General features: G+C 45.1%; 34 protein-coding genes. 30 read left to right on the top strand and 4 right to left on the bottom strand.

Features of this window, described 5'->3' with window-relative positions; translation table 11 throughout:
* From L4D05_RS23250 to rplQ, 29 genes are all read left to right on the top strand, one after another.
* On the top strand, window positions 1-257 hold a 257-nt coding region (locus tag L4D05_RS23250; protein WP_489686392.1), incomplete at its 5' end, for an EF-Tu C-terminal domain-related protein.
* Between the two features lie 535 nt (window positions 258-792).
* A complete protein-coding gene (rpsJ, locus tag L4D05_RS23245; RefSeq protein WP_005417222.1) occupies window positions 793-1,104 on the top strand; it encodes a 30S ribosomal protein S10 in 312 nt (103 codons plus the stop codon).
* Window positions 1,105-1,118: 14 nt separating this feature from the next.
* On the top strand, window positions 1,119-1,748 hold the full coding sequence (rplC, locus tag L4D05_RS23240) for a 50S ribosomal protein L3 (RefSeq protein WP_265677357.1): 630 nt from the start codon (window positions 1,119-1,121) through the stop codon (window positions 1,746-1,748).
* Between the two features lie 16 nt (window positions 1,749-1,764).
* Window positions 1,765-2,367: a 50S ribosomal protein L4 gene (gene rplD, locus L4D05_RS23235; protein WP_265677358.1), complete on the top strand. Its 603-nt coding sequence runs from the start codon at window positions 1,765-1,767 to the stop codon at window positions 2,365-2,367.
* A complete protein-coding gene (gene rplW, locus L4D05_RS23230; protein WP_031495626.1) occupies window positions 2,364-2,666 on the top strand; it encodes a 50S ribosomal protein L23 in 303 nt (100 codons plus the stop codon). Before rplD ends, rplW begins: the two co-directional genes overlap by 4 nt.
* A gap of 15 nt (window positions 2,667-2,681) precedes the next feature.
* Window positions 2,682-3,506, top strand: coding sequence for a 50S ribosomal protein L2 (gene rplB, locus L4D05_RS23225; RefSeq protein WP_102471341.1), 825 nt, complete (start codon window positions 2,682-2,684; stop codon window positions 3,504-3,506).
* Window positions 3,507-3,525: 19 nt separating this feature from the next.
* Window positions 3,526-3,804: a 30S ribosomal protein S19 gene (gene rpsS / locus L4D05_RS23220; protein WP_102471340.1), complete on the top strand. Its 279-nt coding sequence runs from the start codon at window positions 3,526-3,528 to the stop codon at window positions 3,802-3,804.
* Between the two features lie 9 nt (window positions 3,805-3,813).
* Window positions 3,814-4,146: a 50S ribosomal protein L22 gene (rplV, locus tag L4D05_RS23215; protein ID WP_102471339.1), complete on the top strand. Its 333-nt coding sequence runs from the start codon at window positions 3,814-3,816 to the stop codon at window positions 4,144-4,146.
* A 17-nt stretch (window positions 4,147-4,163) separates the two neighbouring features.
* Window positions 4,164-4,862, top strand: a complete 699-nt coding sequence (gene rpsC, locus L4D05_RS23210) for a 30S ribosomal protein S3 (protein ID WP_265677359.1) — start codon at window positions 4,164-4,166, stop codon at window positions 4,860-4,862.
* Window positions 4,863-4,873: 11 nt separating this feature from the next.
* Window positions 4,874-5,284 carry a 50S ribosomal protein L16 gene (gene rplP, locus L4D05_RS23205; protein ID WP_265677360.1) on the top strand — a complete coding sequence of 137 codons (411 nt, stop codon included), beginning with the start codon at window positions 4,874-4,876 and terminating at the stop codon, window positions 5,282-5,284.
* Window positions 5,284-5,475 (top strand): 50S ribosomal protein L29, encoded by a 192-nt coding sequence (gene rpmC, locus L4D05_RS23200; protein ID WP_102471336.1) that lies wholly within the window; start codon window positions 5,284-5,286, stop codon window positions 5,473-5,475. The genes rplP and rpmC overlap by 1 nt, the downstream gene beginning before the upstream one ends.
* A complete protein-coding gene (gene rpsQ / locus L4D05_RS23195) occupies window positions 5,475-5,729 on the top strand; it encodes a 30S ribosomal protein S17 (RefSeq protein WP_265677362.1) in 255 nt (84 codons plus the stop codon). Before rpmC ends, rpsQ begins: the two co-directional genes overlap by 1 nt.
* Before the next feature lie 160 nt (window positions 5,730-5,889).
* A complete protein-coding gene (gene rplN / locus L4D05_RS23190) occupies window positions 5,890-6,261 on the top strand; it encodes a 50S ribosomal protein L14 (protein WP_017036074.1) in 372 nt (123 codons plus the stop codon).
* Window positions 6,262-6,272: 11 nt separating this feature from the next.
* A complete protein-coding gene (rplX, locus tag L4D05_RS23185; protein WP_006075571.1) occupies window positions 6,273-6,590 on the top strand; it encodes a 50S ribosomal protein L24 in 318 nt (105 codons plus the stop codon).
* 24 nt (window positions 6,591-6,614) lie between these two features.
* Window positions 6,615-7,154, top strand: coding sequence for a 50S ribosomal protein L5 (gene rplE / locus L4D05_RS23180; protein ID WP_250619391.1), 540 nt, complete (start codon window positions 6,615-6,617; stop codon window positions 7,152-7,154).
* Window positions 7,155-7,171: 17 nt separating this feature from the next.
* A complete protein-coding gene (gene rpsN, locus L4D05_RS23175; RefSeq protein WP_265677363.1) occupies window positions 7,172-7,477 on the top strand; it encodes a 30S ribosomal protein S14 in 306 nt (101 codons plus the stop codon).
* A 29-nt stretch (window positions 7,478-7,506) separates the two neighbouring features.
* Window positions 7,507-7,899: a 30S ribosomal protein S8 gene (gene rpsH / locus L4D05_RS23170; RefSeq protein ID WP_265677364.1), complete on the top strand. Its 393-nt coding sequence runs from the start codon at window positions 7,507-7,509 to the stop codon at window positions 7,897-7,899.
* Between the two features lie 12 nt (window positions 7,900-7,911).
* A complete protein-coding gene (gene rplF, locus L4D05_RS23165; RefSeq protein WP_265677365.1) occupies window positions 7,912-8,445 on the top strand; it encodes a 50S ribosomal protein L6 in 534 nt (177 codons plus the stop codon).
* A 9-nt stretch (window positions 8,446-8,454) separates the two neighbouring features.
* The gene (rplR, locus tag L4D05_RS23160; RefSeq protein ID WP_250619389.1) at window positions 8,455-8,808 is read left to right on the top strand and encodes a 50S ribosomal protein L18; all 354 of its coding nucleotides are present in this window, start codon (window positions 8,455-8,457) and stop codon (window positions 8,806-8,808) included.
* A gap of 14 nt (window positions 8,809-8,822) precedes the next feature.
* Complete coding sequence (gene rpsE / locus L4D05_RS23155; RefSeq protein WP_265677366.1) at window positions 8,823-9,323, top strand: 30S ribosomal protein S5; 501 nt, start codon at window positions 8,823-8,825, stop codon at window positions 9,321-9,323.
* 5 nt (window positions 9,324-9,328) lie between these two features.
* A complete protein-coding gene (gene rpmD / locus L4D05_RS23150; RefSeq protein WP_102471327.1) occupies window positions 9,329-9,508 on the top strand; it encodes a 50S ribosomal protein L30 in 180 nt (59 codons plus the stop codon).
* A gap of 5 nt (window positions 9,509-9,513) precedes the next feature.
* Entirely contained in the window at window positions 9,514-9,948 is a 435-nt protein-coding gene (rplO, locus tag L4D05_RS23145; protein WP_102471326.1) for a 50S ribosomal protein L15, read from the top strand.
* Window positions 9,949-9,968: 20 nt separating this feature from the next.
* Window positions 9,969-11,303, top strand: coding sequence for a preprotein translocase subunit SecY (gene secY / locus L4D05_RS23140; RefSeq protein WP_250619388.1), 1,335 nt, complete (start codon window positions 9,969-9,971; stop codon window positions 11,301-11,303).
* Window positions 11,304-11,330: 27 nt separating this feature from the next.
* On the top strand, window positions 11,331-11,444 hold the full coding sequence (gene rpmJ / locus L4D05_RS23135; protein ID WP_000868186.1) for a 50S ribosomal protein L36: 114 nt from the start codon (window positions 11,331-11,333) through the stop codon (window positions 11,442-11,444).
* A gap of 148 nt (window positions 11,445-11,592) precedes the next feature.
* Window positions 11,593-11,949 carry a 30S ribosomal protein S13 gene (gene rpsM / locus L4D05_RS23130; RefSeq protein WP_102471324.1) on the top strand — a complete coding sequence of 119 codons (357 nt, stop codon included), beginning with the start codon at window positions 11,593-11,595 and terminating at the stop codon, window positions 11,947-11,949.
* Window positions 11,950-11,967: 18 nt separating this feature from the next.
* Window positions 11,968-12,357 carry a 30S ribosomal protein S11 gene (gene rpsK, locus L4D05_RS23125; RefSeq protein WP_001118870.1) on the top strand — a complete coding sequence of 130 codons (390 nt, stop codon included), beginning with the start codon at window positions 11,968-11,970 and terminating at the stop codon, window positions 12,355-12,357.
* Between the two features lie 35 nt (window positions 12,358-12,392).
* Entirely contained in the window at window positions 12,393-13,013 is a 621-nt protein-coding gene (gene rpsD / locus L4D05_RS23120) for a 30S ribosomal protein S4 (protein WP_265677369.1), read from the top strand.
* A gap of 24 nt (window positions 13,014-13,037) precedes the next feature.
* Window positions 13,038-14,030, top strand: coding sequence for a DNA-directed RNA polymerase subunit alpha (locus L4D05_RS23115; protein ID WP_102471322.1), 993 nt, complete (start codon window positions 13,038-13,040; stop codon window positions 14,028-14,030).
* A 26-nt stretch (window positions 14,031-14,056) separates the two neighbouring features.
* Window positions 14,057-14,443 carry a 50S ribosomal protein L17 gene (rplQ, locus tag L4D05_RS23110; RefSeq protein WP_031493230.1) on the top strand — a complete coding sequence of 129 codons (387 nt, stop codon included), beginning with the start codon at window positions 14,057-14,059 and terminating at the stop codon, window positions 14,441-14,443.
* A gap of 123 nt (window positions 14,444-14,566) precedes the next feature.
* Here the strand turns inward: rplQ and L4D05_RS23105 are convergent, their stop codons facing one another.
* Both L4D05_RS23105 and bamJ read right to left on the bottom strand, forming a co-directional pair.
* Window positions 14,567-15,037 carry a DUF2780 domain-containing protein gene (locus L4D05_RS23105; protein WP_428795398.1) on the bottom strand — a complete coding sequence of 157 codons (471 nt, stop codon included), beginning with the start codon at window positions 15,035-15,037 and terminating at the stop codon, window positions 14,567-14,569.
* Between the two features lie 90 nt (window positions 15,038-15,127).
* Complete coding sequence (gene bamJ / locus L4D05_RS23100) at window positions 15,128-15,751, bottom strand: BamJ family beta-barrel-assembly machinery protein (protein ID WP_428754802.1); 624 nt, start codon at window positions 15,749-15,751, stop codon at window positions 15,128-15,130.
* Window positions 15,752-15,963: 212 nt separating this feature from the next.
* On the opposite strand from bamJ, the gene L4D05_RS23095 reads away from it, so the two are divergent.
* The gene (locus L4D05_RS23095) at window positions 15,964-16,560 is read left to right on the top strand and encodes an OapA family protein (RefSeq protein ID WP_428795397.1); all 597 of its coding nucleotides are present in this window, start codon (window positions 15,964-15,966) and stop codon (window positions 16,558-16,560) included.
* A gap of 16 nt (window positions 16,561-16,576) precedes the next feature.
* Here the strand turns inward: L4D05_RS23095 and L4D05_RS23090 are convergent, their stop codons facing one another.
* A complete protein-coding gene (locus L4D05_RS23090; protein WP_428795396.1) occupies window positions 16,577-17,029 on the bottom strand; it encodes a GNAT family N-acetyltransferase in 453 nt (150 codons plus the stop codon).
* A 95-nt stretch (window positions 17,030-17,124) separates the two neighbouring features.
* On the bottom strand, window positions 17,125-19,086 hold the full coding sequence (cpdB, locus tag L4D05_RS23085) for a 2',3'-cyclic-nucleotide 2'-phosphodiesterase (protein WP_428795395.1): 1,962 nt from the start codon (window positions 19,084-19,086) through the stop codon (window positions 17,125-17,127).
* Window positions 19,087-19,156 lie beyond the last annotated feature (70 nt).

The raw sequence follows: 19,156 nt of genomic DNA, 5'->3' as shown, positions 1-19,156 counted from the left end.
ACGTACTTTCTAAAGACGAAGGCGGCCGTCATACTCCGTTCTTCAAAGGCTACCGTCCACAGTTCTACTTCCGTACAACTGACGTAACTGGTGATATCTCTCTACCAGAAGGCGTAGAAATGGTAATGCCTGGCGACAACATCCAAATGGTTGTTGAGCTAATCGCTCCAATCGCAATGGACGAAGGTCTACGTTTCGCTATCCGTGAAGGTGGCCGTACAGTAGGCGCTGGTGTTGTTGCTAAGATCTTTGCTTAATTTTTAGCAAAATCTTGCGAATACCGCACTAAAAAAGGGGAGCTTAGGCTCCTCTTTTTATTGGCCTATTGTCGTATGTCGTCATTTTCTTCTGTTCCTTTCGGCTCTATGTTATTGAATGAATAGCCTAATTTATTCATTTATCAATCCATCAGACTCTGTTTTGGTTTTCTTTATCCACACCCAAACAACCACCCATTGATTAATTTCCCTTCACCTATTGCAACTCCTAACTTGTTCTGTATAATGGCGCGCTCTGGCCTAGCCAGTTGTGAACCAATGAGCACTGAGGAGTAAACGCCTACTCACGTAGATGTTTAGTAACGTAGACTCAGCTTATGTTCGCAGTTAATACAATTAACCCTTATGTTTTAGCGTTTACACACTAAAACAGATTTAGGTTAATCGAAAATTAGCTGACAATGCATTCAATTAGAATGCTACGGTTTCACATAAATCAATCGACATTCTCTCGCCTTAGCGAGTATGAGTGGCGATATTGTTTGTGTAATAATTAATTTTGGAGCTCTGTCTCATGCAGAACCAACGTATTCGTATCCGCCTAAAGGCTTTTGATTACAAGCTAATCGATCAGTCTACTGCGGAAATCGTTGAAACAGCTAAGCGTACCGGCGCACAGGTTCGTGGTCCTATTCCACTTCCTACTCGTAAAGAGCGTTTCACTGTTCTTACCTCTCCACACGTCAACAAAGATGCACGTGATCAGTACGAAATTCGTACTCACAAGCGTTTGATCGACATCGTTGAGCCAACAGATAAAACTGTTGATGCTCTAATGCGTCTTGATCTTGCTGCTGGCGTTGATGTTCAAATCAGCCTAGGTTAAGGGAGATAAGAATAATGATTGGTCTAGTCGGACGTAAAGTGGGTATGACCCGCGTATTTACCGAAGAAGGCGTTTCTATCCCTGTAACAGTTGTTGAGGTTGAAGCGAACCGTGTAACTCAAGTTAAATCACTTGAGACTGACGGTTATGCAGCAATCCAAATCACTGCAGGTGAGAAGAAAGCTAGCCGTGTTTCTAAGCCAGAAGCTGGCCACTTTGCGAAAGCAGGTGTTGAAGCAGGTCGCGGTCTTTGGGAATTCCGTTTGGAAAACGGCGAAGAGTTTGAACTTGGCGCTGAGCTAAATGTAGAACTATTCAACGACGTTAAAAAAGTAGACGTTACTGGTACATCTAAAGGTAAAGGCTTCCAAGGCGCTGTTAAGCGTTGGAACTTCTCTACTCAAGATATGACTCACGGTAACTCCTTGTCTCACCGTGCACCGGGTTCAATTGGTCAATGCCAAACTCCAGGTCGCGTATTTAAAGGCAAGAAAATGGCAGGTCACATGGGTGCTGAGCGTGTAACGACTCAAAACCTAGAGATCGTACGTGTTGACGCTGAGCGCGGTTTGCTCCTTATTAAAGGTGCAGTACCAGGCTCAACAGGCGGCAACGTGATCGTTAAACCAGCTATTAAAGCATAACGTCTAGGAGTAAGTAATGGAATTGATGGTTAAAGGTGCTGATGCACTAACTGTTTCCGAGACTACTTTCGGACGTGACTTCAACGAAGCTCTTGTACACCAAGTAGTTGTTGCTTATGCAGCAGGTGCTCGTCAAGGTACTCGTGCTCAAAAGACTCGTTCTGAAGTATCTGGCGGTGGCGCTAAGCCATGGCGTCAAAAAGGTACTGGCCGCGCGCGTGCTGGTACAATTCGTAGCCCAATCTGGCGTACAGGTGGTGTTACTTTTGCTGCGAAACCACAAGATCACAGCCAAAAAGTAAACAAAAAAATGTACCGCGGTGCTATGAAAAGCATTCTTTCTGAGCTTGTTCGTCAAGAGCGTCTAGTTGTTGTAGACAACTTCTCAGTTGAAGCACCAAAAACAAAAGAGCTAATTGCTAAGCTTAATGAACTTGAGCTTTCGGACGTTCTTATTGTGACTAGCGAAGTAGATGAGAATCTATTCTTAGCTGCTCGTAACCTTTACAAAGTTGATGCTCGTGACGTTGCTGCGATTGATCCAGTAAGTCTAATCGGCTTCAACAAGGTTCTAATGACTGCTGACGCAGTTAAGCAAGTTGAGGAGATGCTAGCATGATCACTGAAGAGCGTATCCTAAAAGTTCTACGTGCTCCGCACATTTCTGAGAAAGCAACTATGGCTGCAGAGAAAGCGAACACTATCGTTTTCAAAGTAGCAAAAGATGCAACGAAGAAAGAGATCAAAGCAGCTGTTGAAAAGCTATTTGAAGTTGAAGTTAAGTCTGTAAATACTCTTATTCTTAAGGGTAAGACTAAACGCCAAGGTCTACGCCAAGGTCGCCGCAGCGACGTTAAGAAAGCGTATGTTACTTTGGCTGAAGGTCAAGACCTTGACTTTGTTGGCGGCGCGGAATAACAGGAGTAGTTAAGAATGGCTATTGTTAAATGTAAGCCGACTTCCCCTGGTCGTCGTCACGTTGTTAAAGTTGTTAACACTGACCTGCACAAGGGTAAGCCATACGCACCACTTCTAGAGAAAAACTCTAAGAACGGTGGTCGTAACAACAACGGTCGTATCACAGTACGTCACATCGGTGGTGGTCACAAACATCACTACCGTTTGATTGACTTCAAACGTACTAAAGATGGCATCCCAGCGAAAGTTGAGCGCCTAGAATACGATCCAAACCGTAGCGCAAACATTGCTCTAGTTCTGTACGCAGACGGTGAGCGCCGCTACATTATCGCACCAAAGGGCATCCAAGCGGGTGACTCTATCCAGTCAGGTGTTGATGCGCCAATCAAAGCAGGTAACACTCTGCCGATGCGTAACATCCCTGTAGGTTCTACAGTTCACTGTGTTGAGCTGAAGCCTGGTAAAGGTGCACAAATTGCTCGTTCTGCAGGTGCATACGCACAACTTATCGCTCGCGATGGTGCATATGTAACTCTACGCCTACGTTCAGGTGAAATGCGCAAAGTATTATCAGAAGGCCGTGCTACGCTCGGTGAAGTTGGTAATGCAGAGCACATGCTACGTGAACTAGGTAAAGCTGGTGCTAGCCGCTGGCGCGGTGTTCGTCCAACCGTTCGCGGTGTGGTAATGAACCCGGTAGACCACCCACACGGTGGTGGTGAAGGTCGTACTTCTGGTGGCCGTCATCCAGTATCTCCTTGGGGTCAGCCTACTAAAGGCTTTAAGACTCGTAAGAACAAGCGCACTGACAAGTACATCGTACGTCGTCGTAATAAATAATCTATAAAGAGGAATCGCCATGCCACGTTCTCTCAAGAAAGGTCCTTTTATTGACCTACACTTGCTGAAGAAGGTAGAGAAAGCGGTGGAAAGCGGAGACAAAAAGCCTGTTAAGACTTGGTCCCGTCGCTCAATGATCATACCTACTATGATCGGTTTGACCATCGCTGTCCATAATGGTCGTCAGCACGTACCAGTTTTCGTTACCGAAGAAATGATCGGTCACAAACTGGGTGAATTTGCACCAACTCGCACTTATCGCGGCCATGCTGCAGATAAGAAAGCTAAGAAGAAATAGGAGTAGATGATGGAAGCTATCGCTAAACATAACTTTGCTCGTATTTCTCCACAGAAAGCTCGCTTAGTTGCAGACCAAATCCGCGGTAAAAACGTGGATCAAGCGCTAGAACTACTTACTTTCAGCAACAAAAAAGCTGCTGAATTGATCAAGAAAGTTCTAGAATCAGCAATCGCGAATGCGGAACATAACGAAGGTGCAGATATCGACGATCTTAATGTCGCTAAAATCTTCGTAGATGAAGGCCCTATCATGAAGCGTATTATGCCTCGTGCTAAAGGCCGTGCCGACCGTATCTTGAAGCGTTCAAGCCACATCACTGTTGTTGTAGCAGATCGCTAAAAGCTAGGAGATAAGCAATGGGTCAGAAAGTACATCCAAATGGTATTCGTCTTGGCATCGTTAAGCCTTGGAATGCTACATGGTTTGCTAATACCAAAGATTTCGCTGACAACCTAGACGGCGACTTCAAGGTACGTCAGTTTCTTACTAAGGAACTAGCAAAAGCGTCTCTATCACGCATCGTTATCGAGCGTCCAGCGAAGAGCATCCGTGTGACTATTCACACTGCTCGTCCTGGTGTTGTTATCGGTAAGAAAGGTGAAGACGTTGAGAAGCTACGCACAGCTGTAGCTAAAATCGCAGGTGTACCAGCGCAAATTAACATCGCTGAAGTACGTAAGCCTGAGCTAGACGGCAAGTTAGTTGCTGATAGCATCGCGTCTCAACTAGAGCGTCGTGTTATGTTCCGTCGTGCTATGAAGCGCGCGGTTCAGAATGCTATGCGTCTAGGCGCTAAAGGTATCAAAGTGGAAGTAAGCGGTCGTCTAGGCGGCGCTGAAATTGCACGTTCTGAGTGGTATCGTGAAGGTCGTGTACCTCTACATACTCTACGTGCTGACATTGATTACGCAACTTCTTCGGCTCACACCCAATACGGTGTGATCGGCATTAAAGTTTGGATCTTCAAAGGTGAGATTCTAGGCGGAATGCCAGCTGCTAACGCAGTAGAGCCGAAAGGCGATAAGCCTAAGAAGCAGCGTAAAGGCCGTAAGTAAGGAGTCGACAGATGCTACAACCTAAACGTACTAAGTTCCGTAAGGTTCAGACTGGTCGTAACCGTGGTCTAGCTAAAGGTACTGATGTAAGCTTCGGCGAATTCGGTCTTAAAGCTGTTGGCCGTGGTCGTTTGACTGCTCGTCAAATCGAAGCGGCACGTCGTGCGATGACACGTCACGTGAAGCGTCAAGGTCAAATCTGGATCCGTGTGTTCCCAGATAAGCCAATCACAGAAAAACCACTTGAAGTTCGTCAAGGTAAGGGTAAAGGTAACGTTGAGTACTGGGTAGCCCAAATCCAACCTGGAAAGGTTATGTACGAAATGGACGGTGTACCTGAAGAGTTGGCACGTGAAGCGTTCCGCCTAGCGGCTCGCAAACTGCCGTTCAAAACTACATTTGTAACTAAGCAGGTGATGTGATGAAAGCACAAGATCTACGCGAAAAAAGCGTTGAAGAGCTTAACGCCGAGCTATTGAATTTGCTACGTGAACAGTTTAACTTGCGCATGCAAGGTGCAACTGGTCAACTTCAGCAAACTCATACTCTTAAAGCTGTACGCCGTGATATCGCACGTGTGAAAACTGTTTTGACTGAGAAGGCAGGCGCATAATGAGCGACAAAATTCGTACCCAACTAGGTCGTGTAATTAGCAACAAGGCTGATAAGTCTATTGTTGTTGCAATCGAACGCATGGTTAAACACCCAATTTACGGTAAATTCGTAAAGCGTACGACTAAACTACACGCACATGACGAAAACAACGAGTGTGGCATTGGCGACACTGTTGAAGTTCGTGAATGTCGTCCACTGTCTAAGATGAAGTCTTGGACATTGGTAAACATCGTAGAAAAAGCGAAATCTTAATTAAGAATTCTGCTTAAAAATCAAGCGGCTCCGATTTAATTTGGGGGCCGCTTATTTTTTGTCTACCCAATCTCAAAAAAGGGTGGTATAGTTCGCATCCCTTTAAAGAGGCAGCCCGACCCGAGAGGGTCTAGTTTTTAATATTTAGCGGAGCACTAACATGATCCAAATGCAAAGTACACTCGACGCTGCGGATAACTCCGGCGCTCGTAGAGTAATGTGTATTAAGGTTCTGGGTGGCTCTCACCGCCGTTATGCACACATCGGTGATGTCATCAAGGTTACTGTGAAAGAAGCAATTCCTCGCGGTAAAGTAAAAAAAGGTGATGTCCTGAAGGCGGTGGTAGTTCGCACCCGTAAAGGCGTACGTCGTCCAGATGGCTCTGTCATTCGCTTCGACCGCAACGCTTGTGTATTGTTGAACGACACTACTGAGCAACCAGTCGGCACACGTATCTTTGGTCCAGTGACTCGTGAACTTCGTAATGCGAAATTCATGAAGATTGTTTCACTAGCACCAGAAGTTCTGTAAGGAGCGGCAACATGGCAGCTAAAATCCGTCGTAACGACGAAGTAATCGTTCTTGCTGGTAAAGATAAAGGCAAGAAAGGTAAAGTAACTAAGGTTCTAGCGACCGGTAAAGTTATCGTTGAAGGCATTAACCTTGTTAAGAAGCACCAAAAGCCGGTTCCGGCTCTAGGTCAACAAGGTGGCATCGTTGAACAAGAAGCAGCTATTGATGCTTCTAACGTTGCAGTTTTCAACGCGGCTACTGGTAAAGCAGACCGCATCGGTTTCCGTATCGAAGATGGCAAGAAAGTTCGTTTCTTCAAATCTAACGGCGAAACTGTTTCTAACTAATTAGAAGTAATTTGGAGTTCTACTATGGCGAAACTGCATGATTACTACAAGTCGTCTGTAGTTGCTGAACTGACCAAAGAGTTCAGCTACTCAAGCGTCATGCAAGTCCCTAGGATTGAGAAAATCACCCTAAACATGGGCGTTGGTGAAGCAATCAACGATAAGAAACTGCTAGAAAACGCAGCAGCTGATATGGCAACGATCTCTGGTCAAAAGCCACTTATCACTAAAGCGCGTAAATCTGTTGCAGGTTTCAAAATTCGTGAAGGCTACCCAATTGGTTGTAAAGTAACCTTGCGTGGCGAACGTATGTGGGAATTTTTAGAGCGTTTAATCTCTATCGCACTTCCACGTGTACGTGACTTCCGTGGCGTTAGCGCTAAGTCTTTTGACGGACGCGGTAACTACAGCATGGGCGTTCGCGAGCAAATCATCTTCCCGGAAATCGACTACGATAAAGTAGACCGTGTTCGTGGCCTAGACATCACTATTACGACGTCTGCTGCAAACGATGAGGAAGGCCGAGCTCTGCTGGCTGCCTTTAACTTCCCATTCCGTAAGTAAGGTGAAGGGTTACTGTTATGGCTAAACAATCAATGAAAGCGCGCGAAGTAAAACGCGCGAAGCTAGTAGCTAAGTTCGCAGAAAAGCGTTCTGCGCTAAAAGCTATCATTAGCGATGTTAACGCATCAGAAGAAGATCGTTGGAATGCGGTTCTTAAACTGCAATCTCTTCCACGTGATTCAAGTGCATCACGTCAGCGCAACCGTTGCAACCAAACTGGTCGTCCACACGGTTTCCTACGTAAGTTCGGTCTCAGCCGTATTAAAGTTCGCGAAGCTTGCATGAAAGGCGAGATTCCTGGACTTCGTAAGGCTAGCTGGTAATTGCCACTTAATCATTTGGAGTAAATCATATGAGCATGCAAGATCCGATTTCGGATATGCTGACCCGTATTCGTAACGGTCAGGCAGCAAATAAAGTTGCTGTTAAAATGCCTTCTTCAAAGCTTAAAGTTGCAATTGCTGCTTTGCTAAAAGCTGAAGGTTATATTACAGATTTCGCTGTTGAAGGCGAAACAAAACCTGAGCTAGAAGTTACACTTAAGTACTTCCAAGCTAAACCTGTAATCGAGCAAATCAAACGTGTATCTCGTCCTGGTCTTCGTGTTTACAAGAAGAACAACGAGCTACCATCTGTAATGGGTGGTTTGGGTATTGCTGTCGTATCTACTTCCAAGGGTCTGATGTCAGACCGTGCTGCTCGTAAAGCATGCCTTGGCGGTGAAATCATCTGTTACGTAGCTTAATAGGAGTAGACTATGTCTCGTGTTGCTAAAGCACCTGTCGCTATTCCAGCTGGCGTAGAGGTGAAACTAAACGGCCAAGAAGTTACTGTAAAAGGTAGCAAAGGTGAACTTACTCGCGTTCTTAACAGCGCAGTAGTTGTTGCACAGGAAGAGAACAACCTAACTTTCGGACCGAAAGAAGGTGTTGCTAACGCTTGGGCACAAGCAGGTACTGCTCGTGCACTAGTTAACAACATGGTTGTTGGTGTTACCGAAGGCTTTACTAAGAAACTTACTCTTAAGGGTGTTGGTTACCGTGCTGCTATTAAAGGCAACGCTGTAGGCCTAACTCTAGGTTTCTCTCACCCAGTTGAGCACGAGTTGCCAGCGGGTATTAAAGCCGAGTGTCCTAGCCAAACTGAGATCATCATTACTGGTTGCGATAAGCAATTAGTAGGTCAAGTTGCAGCTGACATTCGTTCTTACCGTGAGCCTGAGCCTTATAAAGGTAAAGGTGTTCGTTACGCAGATGAAAATGTGCGTACCAAAGAAGCTAAGAAAAAGTAAGGTAACACTATGGATAAGAAAGCATCTCGCATCCGTCGTGCTACACGTGCGCGTCGTAAGATTGCAGAACTGGGTGCAACTCGCCTAGTTGTACACCGTACTCCACGTCATGTGTACGCTCAGGTTATCGCATCAAACGGCTCTGAGGTCATCGCTTCCGCTTCTACTGTAGAAAAAGCGATCCGTGAGCAAGTTAAGAACACTGGTAACATCGAAGCAGCTCAAGCAATTGGTAAAGCAATTGCAGAACGCGCTCTTGAAAAAGGCGTTTCTACAGTTGCATTCGATCGCTCTGGTTTCCAATACCACGGTCGAGTAGCGGCGCTAGCAGAATCTGCTCGCGAAGCTGGTCTGAAATTCTAAGGTAGGGTTGGACGATGGCAAAAGAACAACAACAAGCTAGTGATTTGCAAGAAAAGCTAATCGCTGTTAACCGTGTTTCTAAGACGGTTAAGGGTGGTCGAATCATGAGCTTCACTGCACTAACAGTAGTTGGTGACGGTAACGGTCGTGTAGGTTTCGGTTACGGTAAAGCCCGTGAAGTACCTGCTGCGATTCAAAAAGCAATGGAAAAAGCACGTCGTAACATGGTTACGATTTCGCTTAACGAAGGCACTCTTCACCACGCGGTGAAAGGTCGTCATTCGGGCTCTAAGATCTACATGCAGCCAGCTGCAGAAGGTACTGGTATCATCGCCGGCGGTGCGATGCGTGCAGTACTTGAAGTTGTAGGTGTTCACAACGTATTAGCGAAAGCTTACGGTTCAACTAACCCAATCAACGTTGTTCGCGCAACGATTGCTGGTCTAGTAGACGTTAAGTCACCAGAAATGGTAGCTGCTAAGCGTGGTCTAACTGTTGAATCGATTTCGGAGTAAGAACCATGGCTAATACTATTAAAGTGACTCAAACTAAGAGTTCAATCGGTCGTCTACCTAAGCACAAAGCGTGTCTTAAAGGTTTAGGCCTTCGTAAAATCAACCATACAGTAGAACTTGAAGATACTCCGTGTGTACGCGGTATGATCAACAAGGTTTACTACATGGTTAAAGTTGAGGAGTAATCAGAATGCGTTTGAATACTCTATCACCGGCTGCGGGTTCTAAGCCTTCTAAGAAGCGCGTAGGCCGTGGTATCGGTTCTGGCCTTGGTAAAACAGCAGGTCGTGGTCATAAAGGCCAAAAATCACGCTCTGGCGGCAGTGTTCGTCCAGGCTTTGAAGGCGGTCAAATGCCTTTGAAACAGCGTCTACCTAAATTCGGTTTCACTTCTCGTAAGAGCCTAGTGTCTGCTGAAGTTCGTCTAGCTGAGCTAGCGAAAGTAACAGGTGACGTTGTTGATCTAAACAGTCTTAAAGCGGCTAACGTTATCACTAAGAACATCGAATTTGTAAAAGTTGTTCTTTCAGGTGAACTAACGAAAGCTGTGACTGTTAAAGGTCTACGCGTGACTAAAGGTGCTAAAGCTGCAATCGAAGCTGCAGGCGGTAAAATCGAGGAATAATCTCGAGGGATGAGGTACAGATGGCTAAGAAACCAGGACAAGATTTTAACAGTGCAAAAAGTGGCTTAAACGAGCTCAAGTCGCGCCTTTTATTCGTACTTGGTGCGTTACTCGTGTTTCGTGCTGGCTCTTTTGTGCCGATTCCTGGTATTGACGCGGCTGTACTTGCCGATTTGTTCGAACAGCAAAAAGGTACCATCGTAGAAATGTTTAACATGTTCTCCGGTGGTGCTCTAGAGCGTGCATCTATTTTAGCACTGGGCATCATGCCGTATATTTCGGCATCTATTGTTGTCCAGTTGCTAACTGTAGTTCATCCAGCGTTAGCCGAACTCAAAAAAGAGGGTGAGGCAGGGCGTCGTAAGATTAGCCAATATACGCGTTATGGTACGCTTGTACTTGCAACTTTCCAGGCAATAGGTATTGCAACTGGCCTTCCAAACATGGTCAATAATCTGGTTGTTATCAACCAAACCATGTTTACGCTAATTGCGACCGTAAGTTTAGTAACCGGTACCATGTTCTTAATGTGGTTAGGTGAACAAATTACAGAGCGTGGAATCGGGAATGGTATTTCTATTCTCATCTTTGCAGGTATTGTTGCTGGGTTGCCTTCGGCAATCGGTCAAACAATCGAGCAAGCGCGTCAAGGTGAACTGCACGTTCTTCTTTTGTTGTTTATTGCTGTATTAGCTTTTGCAGTTATTTACTTTGTAGTGTTCATGGAGCGTGGTCAACGTCGAATCGTCGTTAACTATGCGAAAAGACAGCAAGGCCGTAAGGTATTTGCAGCTCAAAGTACTCACTTGCCGTTGAAAATCAACATGGCAGGTGTAATTCCGGCAATCTTTGCATCAAGTATTATCCTGTTCCCTGGAACATTGGCTCAGTGGTTTGGTCAAAATGGTGAGAGCAGCGCATTCGGTTGGTTAACTGATGTGTCTTTGGCTCTTAGCCCTGGTCAACCATTGTATGTAATGCTTTATGCTGCAGCGATAATTTTCTTCTGTTTCTTCTATACGGCGTTGGTTTTCAACCCAAGAGAAACAGCAGATAATTTGAAGAAGTCTGGTGCATTCGTACCCGGTATCCGCCCAGGAGAGCAGACAGCGAAGTATATCGATAAAGTAATGACTAGATTAACCCTAGCGGGTGCGCTATACATTACCTTTATATGTCTGATTCCCGAGTTCATGATGGTCGCTTGGAACGTACGTTTCTATTTTGGCGGCACATCACTACTAATCGTAGTGGTAGTTATCATGGATTTCATGGCACAGGTACAGACTCATCTGATGTCTCAACAGTATGATTCTGTGTTGAAAAAAGCAAATCTGAAGGGCTCCGGCCGTTAATTCAGATTTCATTTACGGAGTTTAGCAATGAAAGTTCGTGCTTCCGTTAAAAAAATCTGCCGTAACTGTAAAGTCATTAAGCGCAACGGTGTTGTGCGAGTGATCTGCAGTGAGCCAAAGCACAAACAGCGCCAAGGCTAATTAAGCAGAAGTTTTTACTTGAAATATGAGGTATGGTCGAGTATATTCCTCGACCTACCTTTTGCGTGCAAAAGAAGTAGTATCCCGCAACGTATCCTAGACGGGCTTTGTTGCGGATAATTCTTTTCGATACACTATGGAGTGAATAATGGCCCGTATAGCAGGCATTAACATTCCTGATCAAAAGCATGCTGTAATCGCATTAACTGCGATTTATGGCATCGGTAAGACTCGCTCTCAAGCTATTCTAGCTGAAGTGGGTATTGCTGAAGATGTTAAGATCAGTGAACTAAATGAAGAACAGATCGATCAACTGCGTGATGGTGTTGCAAAATACACTGTAGAAGGTGATCTACGTCGTGAAGTATCAATGAACATCAAGCGTCTTATGGACCTTGGCTGTTACCGTGGTCTTCGTCATCGTCGCAGTCTACCACTACGTGGACAGCGTACTAAAACCAACGCTCGCACCCGCAAGGGTCCGCGTAAGCCGATCAAGAAATAGTCGGGAAGGTAGAGTACAATGGCTAAACAACCAACACGCGCTCGTAAGCGCGTACGCAAGCAAGTTGCTGATGGCGTAGCGCACATTCATGCTTCTTTCAATAATACAATCGTAACCATTACTGACCGTCAAGGTAACGCTCTTGCTTGGGCTACTGCAGGTGGTTCAGGTTTCCGTGGCTCTCGTAAATCCACTCCGTTTGCTGCACAGGTTGCTGCTGAACGTTGTGCTGAAATGGCGAAAGAATACGGTCTAAAGAACTTGGAAGTTATGGTTAAGGGTCCAGGTCCAGGTCGCGAATCTACTGTTCGTGCACTGAACGCTGCTGGTTTCCGCATCACAAACATTGTTGATGCTACACCAATCCCTCATAACGGTTGTCGTCCACCTAAGAAACGTCGCGTATAAACGTATAACGTTTCTGGGATAATTGGAGAAGAATCATGGCAAGATATTTGGGTCCTAAGCTGAAGCTTAGCCGTCGCGAAGGTACTGACTTATTCCTTAAGTCTGGTGTACGTGCGATCGATACCAAGTGTAAAATTGATAACGCACCAGGTGTACACGGCGCTCGTCGCGGTCGTCTATCTGAATATGGCGTTCAGCTTCGTGAGAAGCAAAAAGTTCGTCGTATCTACGGCGTTCTAGAAAAACAATTCCGTAACTATTACAAAGAAGCTGCTCGCCTTAAGGGCAACACGGGTGAAAACCTACTTCAGCTTCTTGAAGGTCGTCTTGACAACGTAGTTTACCGCATGGGCTTTGGCGCAACTCGCGCAGAAGCACGTCAACTAGTTAGCCACAAAGCTATCGTAGTTAACGGTAAAGTTGTAAACGTTCCTTCTTTCAAAGTTTCGGCTAACGACGTTGTTACTATCCGCGAGAAAGCTAAACAGCAAGCTCGTATTAAGGCTGCTCTAGAAGTTGCTGAACAACGTGAAAAACCAACTTGGATTGAAGTAGATGCTGGTAAGATGGAAGGTACATTCAAGCGTATGCCTGAGCGTTCTGACCTATCTGCTGACATTAACGAACACTTGATCGTCGAGCTTTACTCTAAGTAAGGTTTAAACAAAAGAGAGGACACAATGCAGGGTTCTGTAACAGAATTTCTTAAGCCACGTCTTGTTGATATTGAACAGATCAGCACGACACACGCAAAAGTAACTCTTGAGCCATTAGAGCGTGGTTTCGGTCACACTCTAGGTAATGCACTTCGTCGCATTCTATTATCTTCTATGCCAGGTTGTGCTGTAACAGAAGTTGAAATAGAAGGCGTTCTGCACGAGTACAGCACTAAAGAAGGCGTTCAAGAAGATATCCTTGAGATATTGCTTAACTTGAAAGGTCTAGCTGTTCGCGTTGCCGAAGGCAAAGATGAAGTATTCATTACGCTGAATAAATCAGGCTCAGGCCCTGTTGTTGCAGGTGACATCACCCATGATGGTGATGTAGAGATCGCTAACCCAGAACACGTTATTTGTCACCTAACGGATGACAACGCTGAGATCGCTATGCGTATCAAAGTTGAACGTGGTCGTGGTTACGTTCCAGCTTCAGCTCGTATCCATACTGAAGAAGATGAGCGTCCAATCGGTCGTCTACTTGTAGATGCTACATATAGCCCAGTCGATAAAATCGCCTATGCTGTTGAAGCAGCTCGTGTAGAACAACGTACTGACTTAGACAAGCTTGTCATCGACATGGAAACGAACGGTACTCTTGAACCTGAGGAAGCTATCCGTCGCGCAGCTACTATTTTAGCTGAGCAATTGGATGCATTCGTAGATCTTCGCGATGTACGTGTTCCTGAGGAGAAAGAAGAGAAGCCGGAGTTCGATCCTATTCTACTGCGTCCTGTAGACGATCTTGAACTAACAGTTCGCTCTGCTAACTGTCTGAAAGCAGAAGCGATTCACTACATCGGTGATCTTGTACAGCGTACTGAGGTTGAGCTACTTAAAACGCCTAACCTTGGTAAAAAATCTCTTACTGAGATTAAAGACGTACTTGCATCACGTGGTCTTTCTCTGGGCATGCGCCTAGAAAACTGGCCACCAGCGTCTATCGCTGAAGATTAATCGATACTAGTTAGAAGGATTAGGTCATGCGCCATCGTAAGAGTGGTCGTCAACTCAACCGCAACAGCAGTCATCGCAAAGCGATGTTCAGCAATATGGCTAGCTCTCTTGTACGTCATGAAGTAATCAAGACTACATTGCCTAAAGCAAAAGAGCTACGTCGCGTAGTTGAGCCTTTGATTACACTAGCTAAGACTGACAGTGTTGCTAACCGTCGTCTAGCATTTGCACGTACTCGTGATAACGAAGTAGTTGCGAAACTATTCAACGAACTAGGTCCACGTTTTGCTGCCCGTCAAGGCGGTTATACACGTATCCTAAAAGCTGGCTTCCGTGCTGGTGATAAAGCTCCAATGGCTTACATTGAGCTTGTAGATCGCCCAGAAGCATCTGAAGAAGCTGCTGCTGAGTAATCAGTAGGTTCGTAAGAACTGAAAAGCCGAGCATTTATGCTCGGCTTTTTTGTATCTGCATTTTAGTGAACTAAGATATTGGAAACTCAGTTCTTAGAGGCGACGTTAGCTTATCGCTATCAATTATTGCCAAAGGCTCGTTAGCGAACTGAGCAGTTCGGAACTCGCGCCCTGTTTTCCTAAGTATTCCAATACGACAGGCGCAAATTGCGAAATCATACTTGGGTCGAGCCCAACGGATGAGAAGGCACTTTTAACACCCTCCATACTTTCCACCGATTTTAGTAATCCACTACTATCCAAAGATGACAGACCCGGAATGAGTGAGTGGAGCTCGGTTACGCCACTAGTTCCCAGTTGACTCTGAGCTAAAGAGAGTAGCGCTCCTGCGCCAGCAGAGGCTTGCTCGGGGGACACTGATAAATTATTTGTTAGGTCATTGATCATCGCGGAGTCTTTAAATTGGCTCAATGAATTAGCACTACTCAGCAGACTATTCGCTGAGTCTGAGTCAATCTTGGGTAAATCGAATTCGGCCATTACTGGTAAGGTCAAAAGAGAAAATGATAATGCGAAGGGAAGAGTGTTGTTCATAATACGATCCATTTAAATGTGCTCGATCGTAAGTGTAGACAAAAAAAAAGCAGTGACGAATCACTGCTTGGTATATTTTTTCTTTGAAGATTAGCCTAGGATTTCTAGAAGCTCTACTTCAAATACAAGTGCTGCAAATGGTGGGATTGCTGCGCCAGCGCCGCGCTCACCGTATGCAAGATCTTGCGGGATACAAAGTTTCCACTTAGAACCAACAGGCATTAGTTGAAGTGCTTCAACCCAACCTTTAATTACGCCAGTTACTGGGAACTCAGCTGGCTGGCCACGTGATACAGAGCTGTCAAAAACAGTACCGTCAGTTAGCTCGCCGTGATAGTGAACACGTACAGTGTTGTCTGAAGTTGGAATTTCACCAGTACCTTCAGTGATGATTTCGTATTGTAGACCAGATTCAAGAACAGTCACTTCTGGACGAAGTGCGTTGTCTGCTAGGAATACTTCACCGTCTGCTGCAGCTGCTTTAGCCGCTTCTTGACGCGCAGATTCCGCACGTGTGTGCAGATCTTGTAATGCGTTGTTGATCTCATCAATTTCGATTTCTGGCATATCACCAGTAAGCGCTGTTGCAATACCTTTAGCGATCGCATCAACGTTAAGACCTTCTAGGCCGCTTCCAGCAAGTTGTTGGCCCATTTGTAGACCAATACCGTAGCTTGCTTTTTGTTCTACAGTTTCTAATTTCACGTCAGACATGACGGTCTCTCTTTACTTATCGAATGAAGCCGAAAGGATACCAGTTCTGAAATAAAACCGGAATGGTCTTAAGAAGTTTTACTATTTAATTTGAGGAAGTTGTAAAACTTGTGACATTAGACTGCTATAAATAGGTTTTCCTACGATTTTTCTATACTCTGATCGTGGGTTTTCTTAAACTGGAGCCGTTGTGTAGCAGGAGACGGATAGGAATGAATCGTCGTCAAAGGAAAAAGCAGAAAAGCGATCCCTTACAATCGTTTAAGACCTTATGGGCAAACATCGACTTTTCAAAGATAAAAATGACCATTCAATCAGAAGGGTTAAGAGCTAAGGAAAAGTCCCGTACGTTTTGGCTGGGCTTACCTCGGTTGCATCGTCGTTTATTGAGTGTCATCGCCCCTGTCGTAATTGTATTATTGCTTTGGCCTTCAAGTGAGGGCGATGTGTCACAACCAAGTCCAACTAATCAACGTGTGACGGTGAGCGTTAATACTCAATCATTGAGTGAACAAAGCGGTGTTGTCCAAGCTGAAGAGGCGGTTGAGACGCAATGGCATGAATATACGGTAAAGAAAGGCGATACGTTGGCGCAAGTTTTTCGCAAGAATCAACTGCCGATGGCTGATCTGAATTCGCTGGCTCGTGTTGAAGGCAGTGACAAACCGTTAAGCCGAATTAAACAGGGGCAGCTTATTCGCTTCAAGTACAGCCCAGAGGGGCAGCTCGATATCTTGCAGATCGAAAAAGGCGAGCAATCTGTTATGTTTTTCCGTCTATCAGACGGCGGTTTTGGACGTAGTAAGTAGCGTAATCAGGCTGACGCTATCGCGTCAGTCTCATGTCTATATGTGGGATATCGTCTTCGAGATATTGCTCTGAACAAGCACAAAATCCATGCTTTCCATAATAGGCTTGAAGATGATACTGAGCACCAATTGTGATATTTTCATTTGGCCATAGTCGGTCACATTCTTTGATTGCCTGATCAATGAGATCATGTCCTAGCCCATTTCCTCGATGGTTTTCTTTAGTCGCAACACGCCCAATGCTAACCTCATTGTAGCTGGCCCCCTTAGGTAACAGTCTCGCGCAGGCGATAAGTTCATCCCCATGATAGCCAAGTAGTTGGTGTACGCCTTCTTGGTGATCTTTATCATCGAGCTCTGGATAGGGGCAAGTTTGCTCAACAACGAACACATCAACTCGCAATTTTAGTAGTCGATACAACTCTAGTGTACTTAATTCATTAAATGTCTTTGTTTTCCAAGTTAGCATTCACTTATCACCTATAGTTGTTCAGCGTTTAGAGTAAACCGGATGAATTAAAAAAGCCACGCGTCAGCGTGGCTTAATACTCATGAGCAGGCGAATTATTTTTGTAGGTCTATACGATAGACAGCAAAGCCAACGTCATCCGTCGCGACTTTCTCCATTGGATATTGACCTTTGTCTTTAATAAATTGTGCCGCCTTGTCAGAAGGTGATGTCTCAAAACGAACATCAACTTTTACTTTTGATGTAATCGGCGCAAACGTCCAGTTGTTATCAGCGCTAGGTGTCACTTCCCCTTTTTCTTTACTGATCTTAGAGATGTAATTTGCCACGATAGTGCGGTTTTCATCTGGAGAATCAAAGGCGATAAACTCACTGCCTGTTCCCGGGAACTTGTTACTGTATGCGCGATAGTTGTTGGTCGCGACAATGAAGGTTTGATCCATATCGATAGGTTTACCTTGGTAGGTCAGACCGACAATACGCTCACTGTCTTCATTCAGTGGCTTGCAGTTGCCATCGTAACGAGCTGGTTGGGTTACGTCGATTTGATAGTTTACCCCATCCATAACATCAAAGTTATATGTACGGAAGCCATCCCAATCAATGAGAGACTGTGGTTGGTCAGTGGTAATATCAATTTGTTTAAATTGCCCAGCAGAACACTCTAGCCATTCTTTTACTTCTTTACCTGACATTTTTAATGCCACAAGCGTGTTTGGATAGAGATACAGGTCGGCAGCATTTCGGAAAGTCAGTTGGCCTGACTCAACTTCAGTAAAGTTAGCTGGGTCATTTTTTCGACCGCCCGCTTTAAATGGCGCTGCAGCAGAAAGGACTGGGAGACCATCCAAGTCAGGGTCGCCTTGGATCATGGTTTCTACATAGTCTTTTTGTGCCAAGTTAACGATTTGTACGGTAGGGTCATCTTGTACTAATGCCAGGAAGCTGTACATGACATCATTTGCTTTACCAATTGGCTGGTTGACGAAGTCACGGGTAGCATCATGGTCATCTTTGATCGCCGCTACTATCCCTTTATCGGCGTCAACCATGGCTTTCTTATTGTTCGCATCATAGATAGGACGAGCTTCAGTTTGTGCATTAGTGACTTTCCAGCTGTCGCCCTCCTTCTCTAACATTAAGTCCATGACACCGACATGGCTGCCCCAGCGGCCTGGCATGACGGCAGCGACGCCATTGATAGTGCCTTTTTGGTTATCGACACCTTGAATGTTGTCAAAGCCCTTACCTGGAAATACCGAATGAGAGTGCCCAAATGCAATCGCGTCGATACCTTCAACTTCAGAGAGGTAATACGTTGAGTTTTCTGCGCCAGTTTTGTAAGGATCGCTGGATACACCAGAGTGAGGGATGGCAATAACAATATCGGCGCCCTCTTTCTTCATTTGAGGTACTAACTCTTCAGCGGTCGCTTTAATATCTTTTGCAAACACTTTACCTTCGAGATTTTTCTTATCCCACACCATGATTTGCGGTGGAACAAACCCGATATACCCTATCTTAACTTCTTGAGCTTTTCCGTCACTGTCTTTGAAGGTATGGGTTTTGATGAGGTAAGGCTTGAAGTAGTGTTCCCCTGTCTTTTTATCAAACACATTAGCGCTGACGTAAGGGAAGTTAGCTCCCTTTAGCGTTGCCGCTAGAAAGTCGAGTCCGTAGTTAAACTCATGGTTACCAATATTACCCACATCATAATTAAGCTGGTTCATAGCCTTATAGACAGGGTGAACATCGCCGTCCTTGACCCCTTTAGCAGCCATGTAATCACCCATTGGACTCCCTTGGATAAGGTCGCCATTATCAACTAAAACGCTGTTGGTGACTTCTTTACGTGCTTCTTTAACCAAAGTGGCAGTTCGAGCTAAGCCGATCTTTTGTGAAGGCTTGTCTTTGTAGTAGTCATAATCCATCACATTCGTATGAATGTCGGTTGTCTCGATTATTCTAAGCTTAATTTCATCAGCCATGACTGGGCCTGCTATTGCAAGCATACCGCTAAGAACGGCGATCGAAATCGGTTTCACTGCCACTTTCATCTTCATATCCTTTTTATGGAAATTTGTTTCAAAACATGCAGATTGTATCAATTTGATGTGAAATTTATTT

This window comes from Vibrio nomapromontoriensis, assembly GCF_050337205.1.
Taxonomy (GTDB): Bacteria; Pseudomonadota; Gammaproteobacteria; order Enterobacterales; family Vibrionaceae; genus Vibrio; species Vibrio nomapromontoriensis.
Note: the sequence above shows the minus strand (reverse complement) of the source record. Positions and strands in the feature narration are given on the sequence as shown.

What these genes read in the sequence shown, in the direction of transcription:
- rpsJ (WP_005417222.1), top strand. Translation starts at nt 793, where the DNA reads ATGCAGAACCAACGTATTCGTATCCGCCTAAAGGCTTTTGATTACAAG.
- L4D05_RS23095 (WP_428795397.1), top strand. Translation starts at nt 15,964, where the DNA reads ATGAATCGTCGTCAAAGGAAAAAGCAGAAAAGCGATCCCTTACAATCG.
- rpsK (WP_001118870.1), top strand. Translation starts at nt 11,968, where the DNA reads ATGGCTAAACAACCAACACGCGCTCGTAAGCGCGTACGCAAGCAAGTT.
- rpsC (WP_265677359.1), top strand. Translation starts at nt 4,164, where the DNA reads ATGGGTCAGAAAGTACATCCAAATGGTATTCGTCTTGGCATCGTTAAG.
- rplP (WP_265677360.1), top strand. Translation starts at nt 4,874, where the DNA reads ATGCTACAACCTAAACGTACTAAGTTCCGTAAGGTTCAGACTGGTCGT.
- L4D05_RS23090 (WP_428795396.1), bottom strand. Translation starts at nt 17,029, where the DNA reads ATGCTAACTTGGAAAACAAAGACATTTAATGAATTAAGTACACTAGAG.
- rplV (WP_102471339.1), top strand. Translation starts at nt 3,814, where the DNA reads ATGGAAGCTATCGCTAAACATAACTTTGCTCGTATTTCTCCACAGAAA.
- rpsQ (WP_265677362.1), top strand. Translation starts at nt 5,475, where the DNA reads ATGAGCGACAAAATTCGTACCCAACTAGGTCGTGTAATTAGCAACAAG.
- rplW (WP_031495626.1), top strand. Translation starts at nt 2,364, where the DNA reads ATGATCACTGAAGAGCGTATCCTAAAAGTTCTACGTGCTCCGCACATT.
- rplC (WP_265677357.1), top strand. Translation starts at nt 1,119, where the DNA reads ATGATTGGTCTAGTCGGACGTAAAGTGGGTATGACCCGCGTATTTACC.
- rpsS (WP_102471340.1), top strand. Translation starts at nt 3,526, where the DNA reads ATGCCACGTTCTCTCAAGAAAGGTCCTTTTATTGACCTACACTTGCTG.
- rplO (WP_102471326.1), top strand. Translation starts at nt 9,514, where the DNA reads ATGCGTTTGAATACTCTATCACCGGCTGCGGGTTCTAAGCCTTCTAAG.
- rplB (WP_102471341.1), top strand. Translation starts at nt 2,682, where the DNA reads ATGGCTATTGTTAAATGTAAGCCGACTTCCCCTGGTCGTCGTCACGTT.
- L4D05_RS23115 (WP_102471322.1), top strand. Translation starts at nt 13,038, where the DNA reads ATGCAGGGTTCTGTAACAGAATTTCTTAAGCCACGTCTTGTTGATATT.
- rplQ (WP_031493230.1), top strand. Translation starts at nt 14,057, where the DNA reads ATGCGCCATCGTAAGAGTGGTCGTCAACTCAACCGCAACAGCAGTCAT.
- rpmD (WP_102471327.1), top strand. Translation starts at nt 9,329, where the DNA reads ATGGCTAATACTATTAAAGTGACTCAAACTAAGAGTTCAATCGGTCGT.
- rplR (WP_250619389.1), top strand. Translation starts at nt 8,455, where the DNA reads ATGGATAAGAAAGCATCTCGCATCCGTCGTGCTACACGTGCGCGTCGT.
- cpdB (WP_428795395.1), bottom strand. Translation starts at nt 19,086, where the DNA reads ATGAAAGTGGCAGTGAAACCGATTTCGATCGCCGTTCTTAGCGGTATG.
- secY (WP_250619388.1), top strand. Translation starts at nt 9,969, where the DNA reads ATGGCTAAGAAACCAGGACAAGATTTTAACAGTGCAAAAAGTGGCTTA.
- rpsM (WP_102471324.1), top strand. Translation starts at nt 11,593, where the DNA reads ATGGCCCGTATAGCAGGCATTAACATTCCTGATCAAAAGCATGCTGTA.
- rpsN (WP_265677363.1), top strand. Translation starts at nt 7,172, where the DNA reads ATGGCTAAACAATCAATGAAAGCGCGCGAAGTAAAACGCGCGAAGCTA.
- rpmC (WP_102471336.1), top strand. Translation starts at nt 5,284, where the DNA reads ATGAAAGCACAAGATCTACGCGAAAAAAGCGTTGAAGAGCTTAACGCC.
- rpsH (WP_265677364.1), top strand. Translation starts at nt 7,507, where the DNA reads ATGAGCATGCAAGATCCGATTTCGGATATGCTGACCCGTATTCGTAAC.
- rpsD (WP_265677369.1), top strand. Translation starts at nt 12,393, where the DNA reads ATGGCAAGATATTTGGGTCCTAAGCTGAAGCTTAGCCGTCGCGAAGGT.
- rpsE (WP_265677366.1), top strand. Translation starts at nt 8,823, where the DNA reads ATGGCAAAAGAACAACAACAAGCTAGTGATTTGCAAGAAAAGCTAATC.
- bamJ (WP_428754802.1), bottom strand. Translation starts at nt 15,751, where the DNA reads ATGTCTGACGTGAAATTAGAAACTGTAGAACAAAAAGCAAGCTACGGT.
- rplN (WP_017036074.1), top strand. Translation starts at nt 5,890, where the DNA reads ATGATCCAAATGCAAAGTACACTCGACGCTGCGGATAACTCCGGCGCT.
- rplX (WP_006075571.1), top strand. Translation starts at nt 6,273, where the DNA reads ATGGCAGCTAAAATCCGTCGTAACGACGAAGTAATCGTTCTTGCTGGT.
- rpmJ (WP_000868186.1), top strand. Translation starts at nt 11,331, where the DNA reads ATGAAAGTTCGTGCTTCCGTTAAAAAAATCTGCCGTAACTGTAAAGTC.
- rplE (WP_250619391.1), top strand. Translation starts at nt 6,615, where the DNA reads ATGGCGAAACTGCATGATTACTACAAGTCGTCTGTAGTTGCTGAACTG.
- rplD (WP_265677358.1), top strand. Translation starts at nt 1,765, where the DNA reads ATGGAATTGATGGTTAAAGGTGCTGATGCACTAACTGTTTCCGAGACT.
- L4D05_RS23105 (WP_428795398.1), bottom strand. Translation starts at nt 15,037, where the DNA reads ATGAACAACACTCTTCCCTTCGCATTATCATTTTCTCTTTTGACCTTA.
- rplF (WP_265677365.1), top strand. Translation starts at nt 7,912, where the DNA reads ATGTCTCGTGTTGCTAAAGCACCTGTCGCTATTCCAGCTGGCGTAGAG.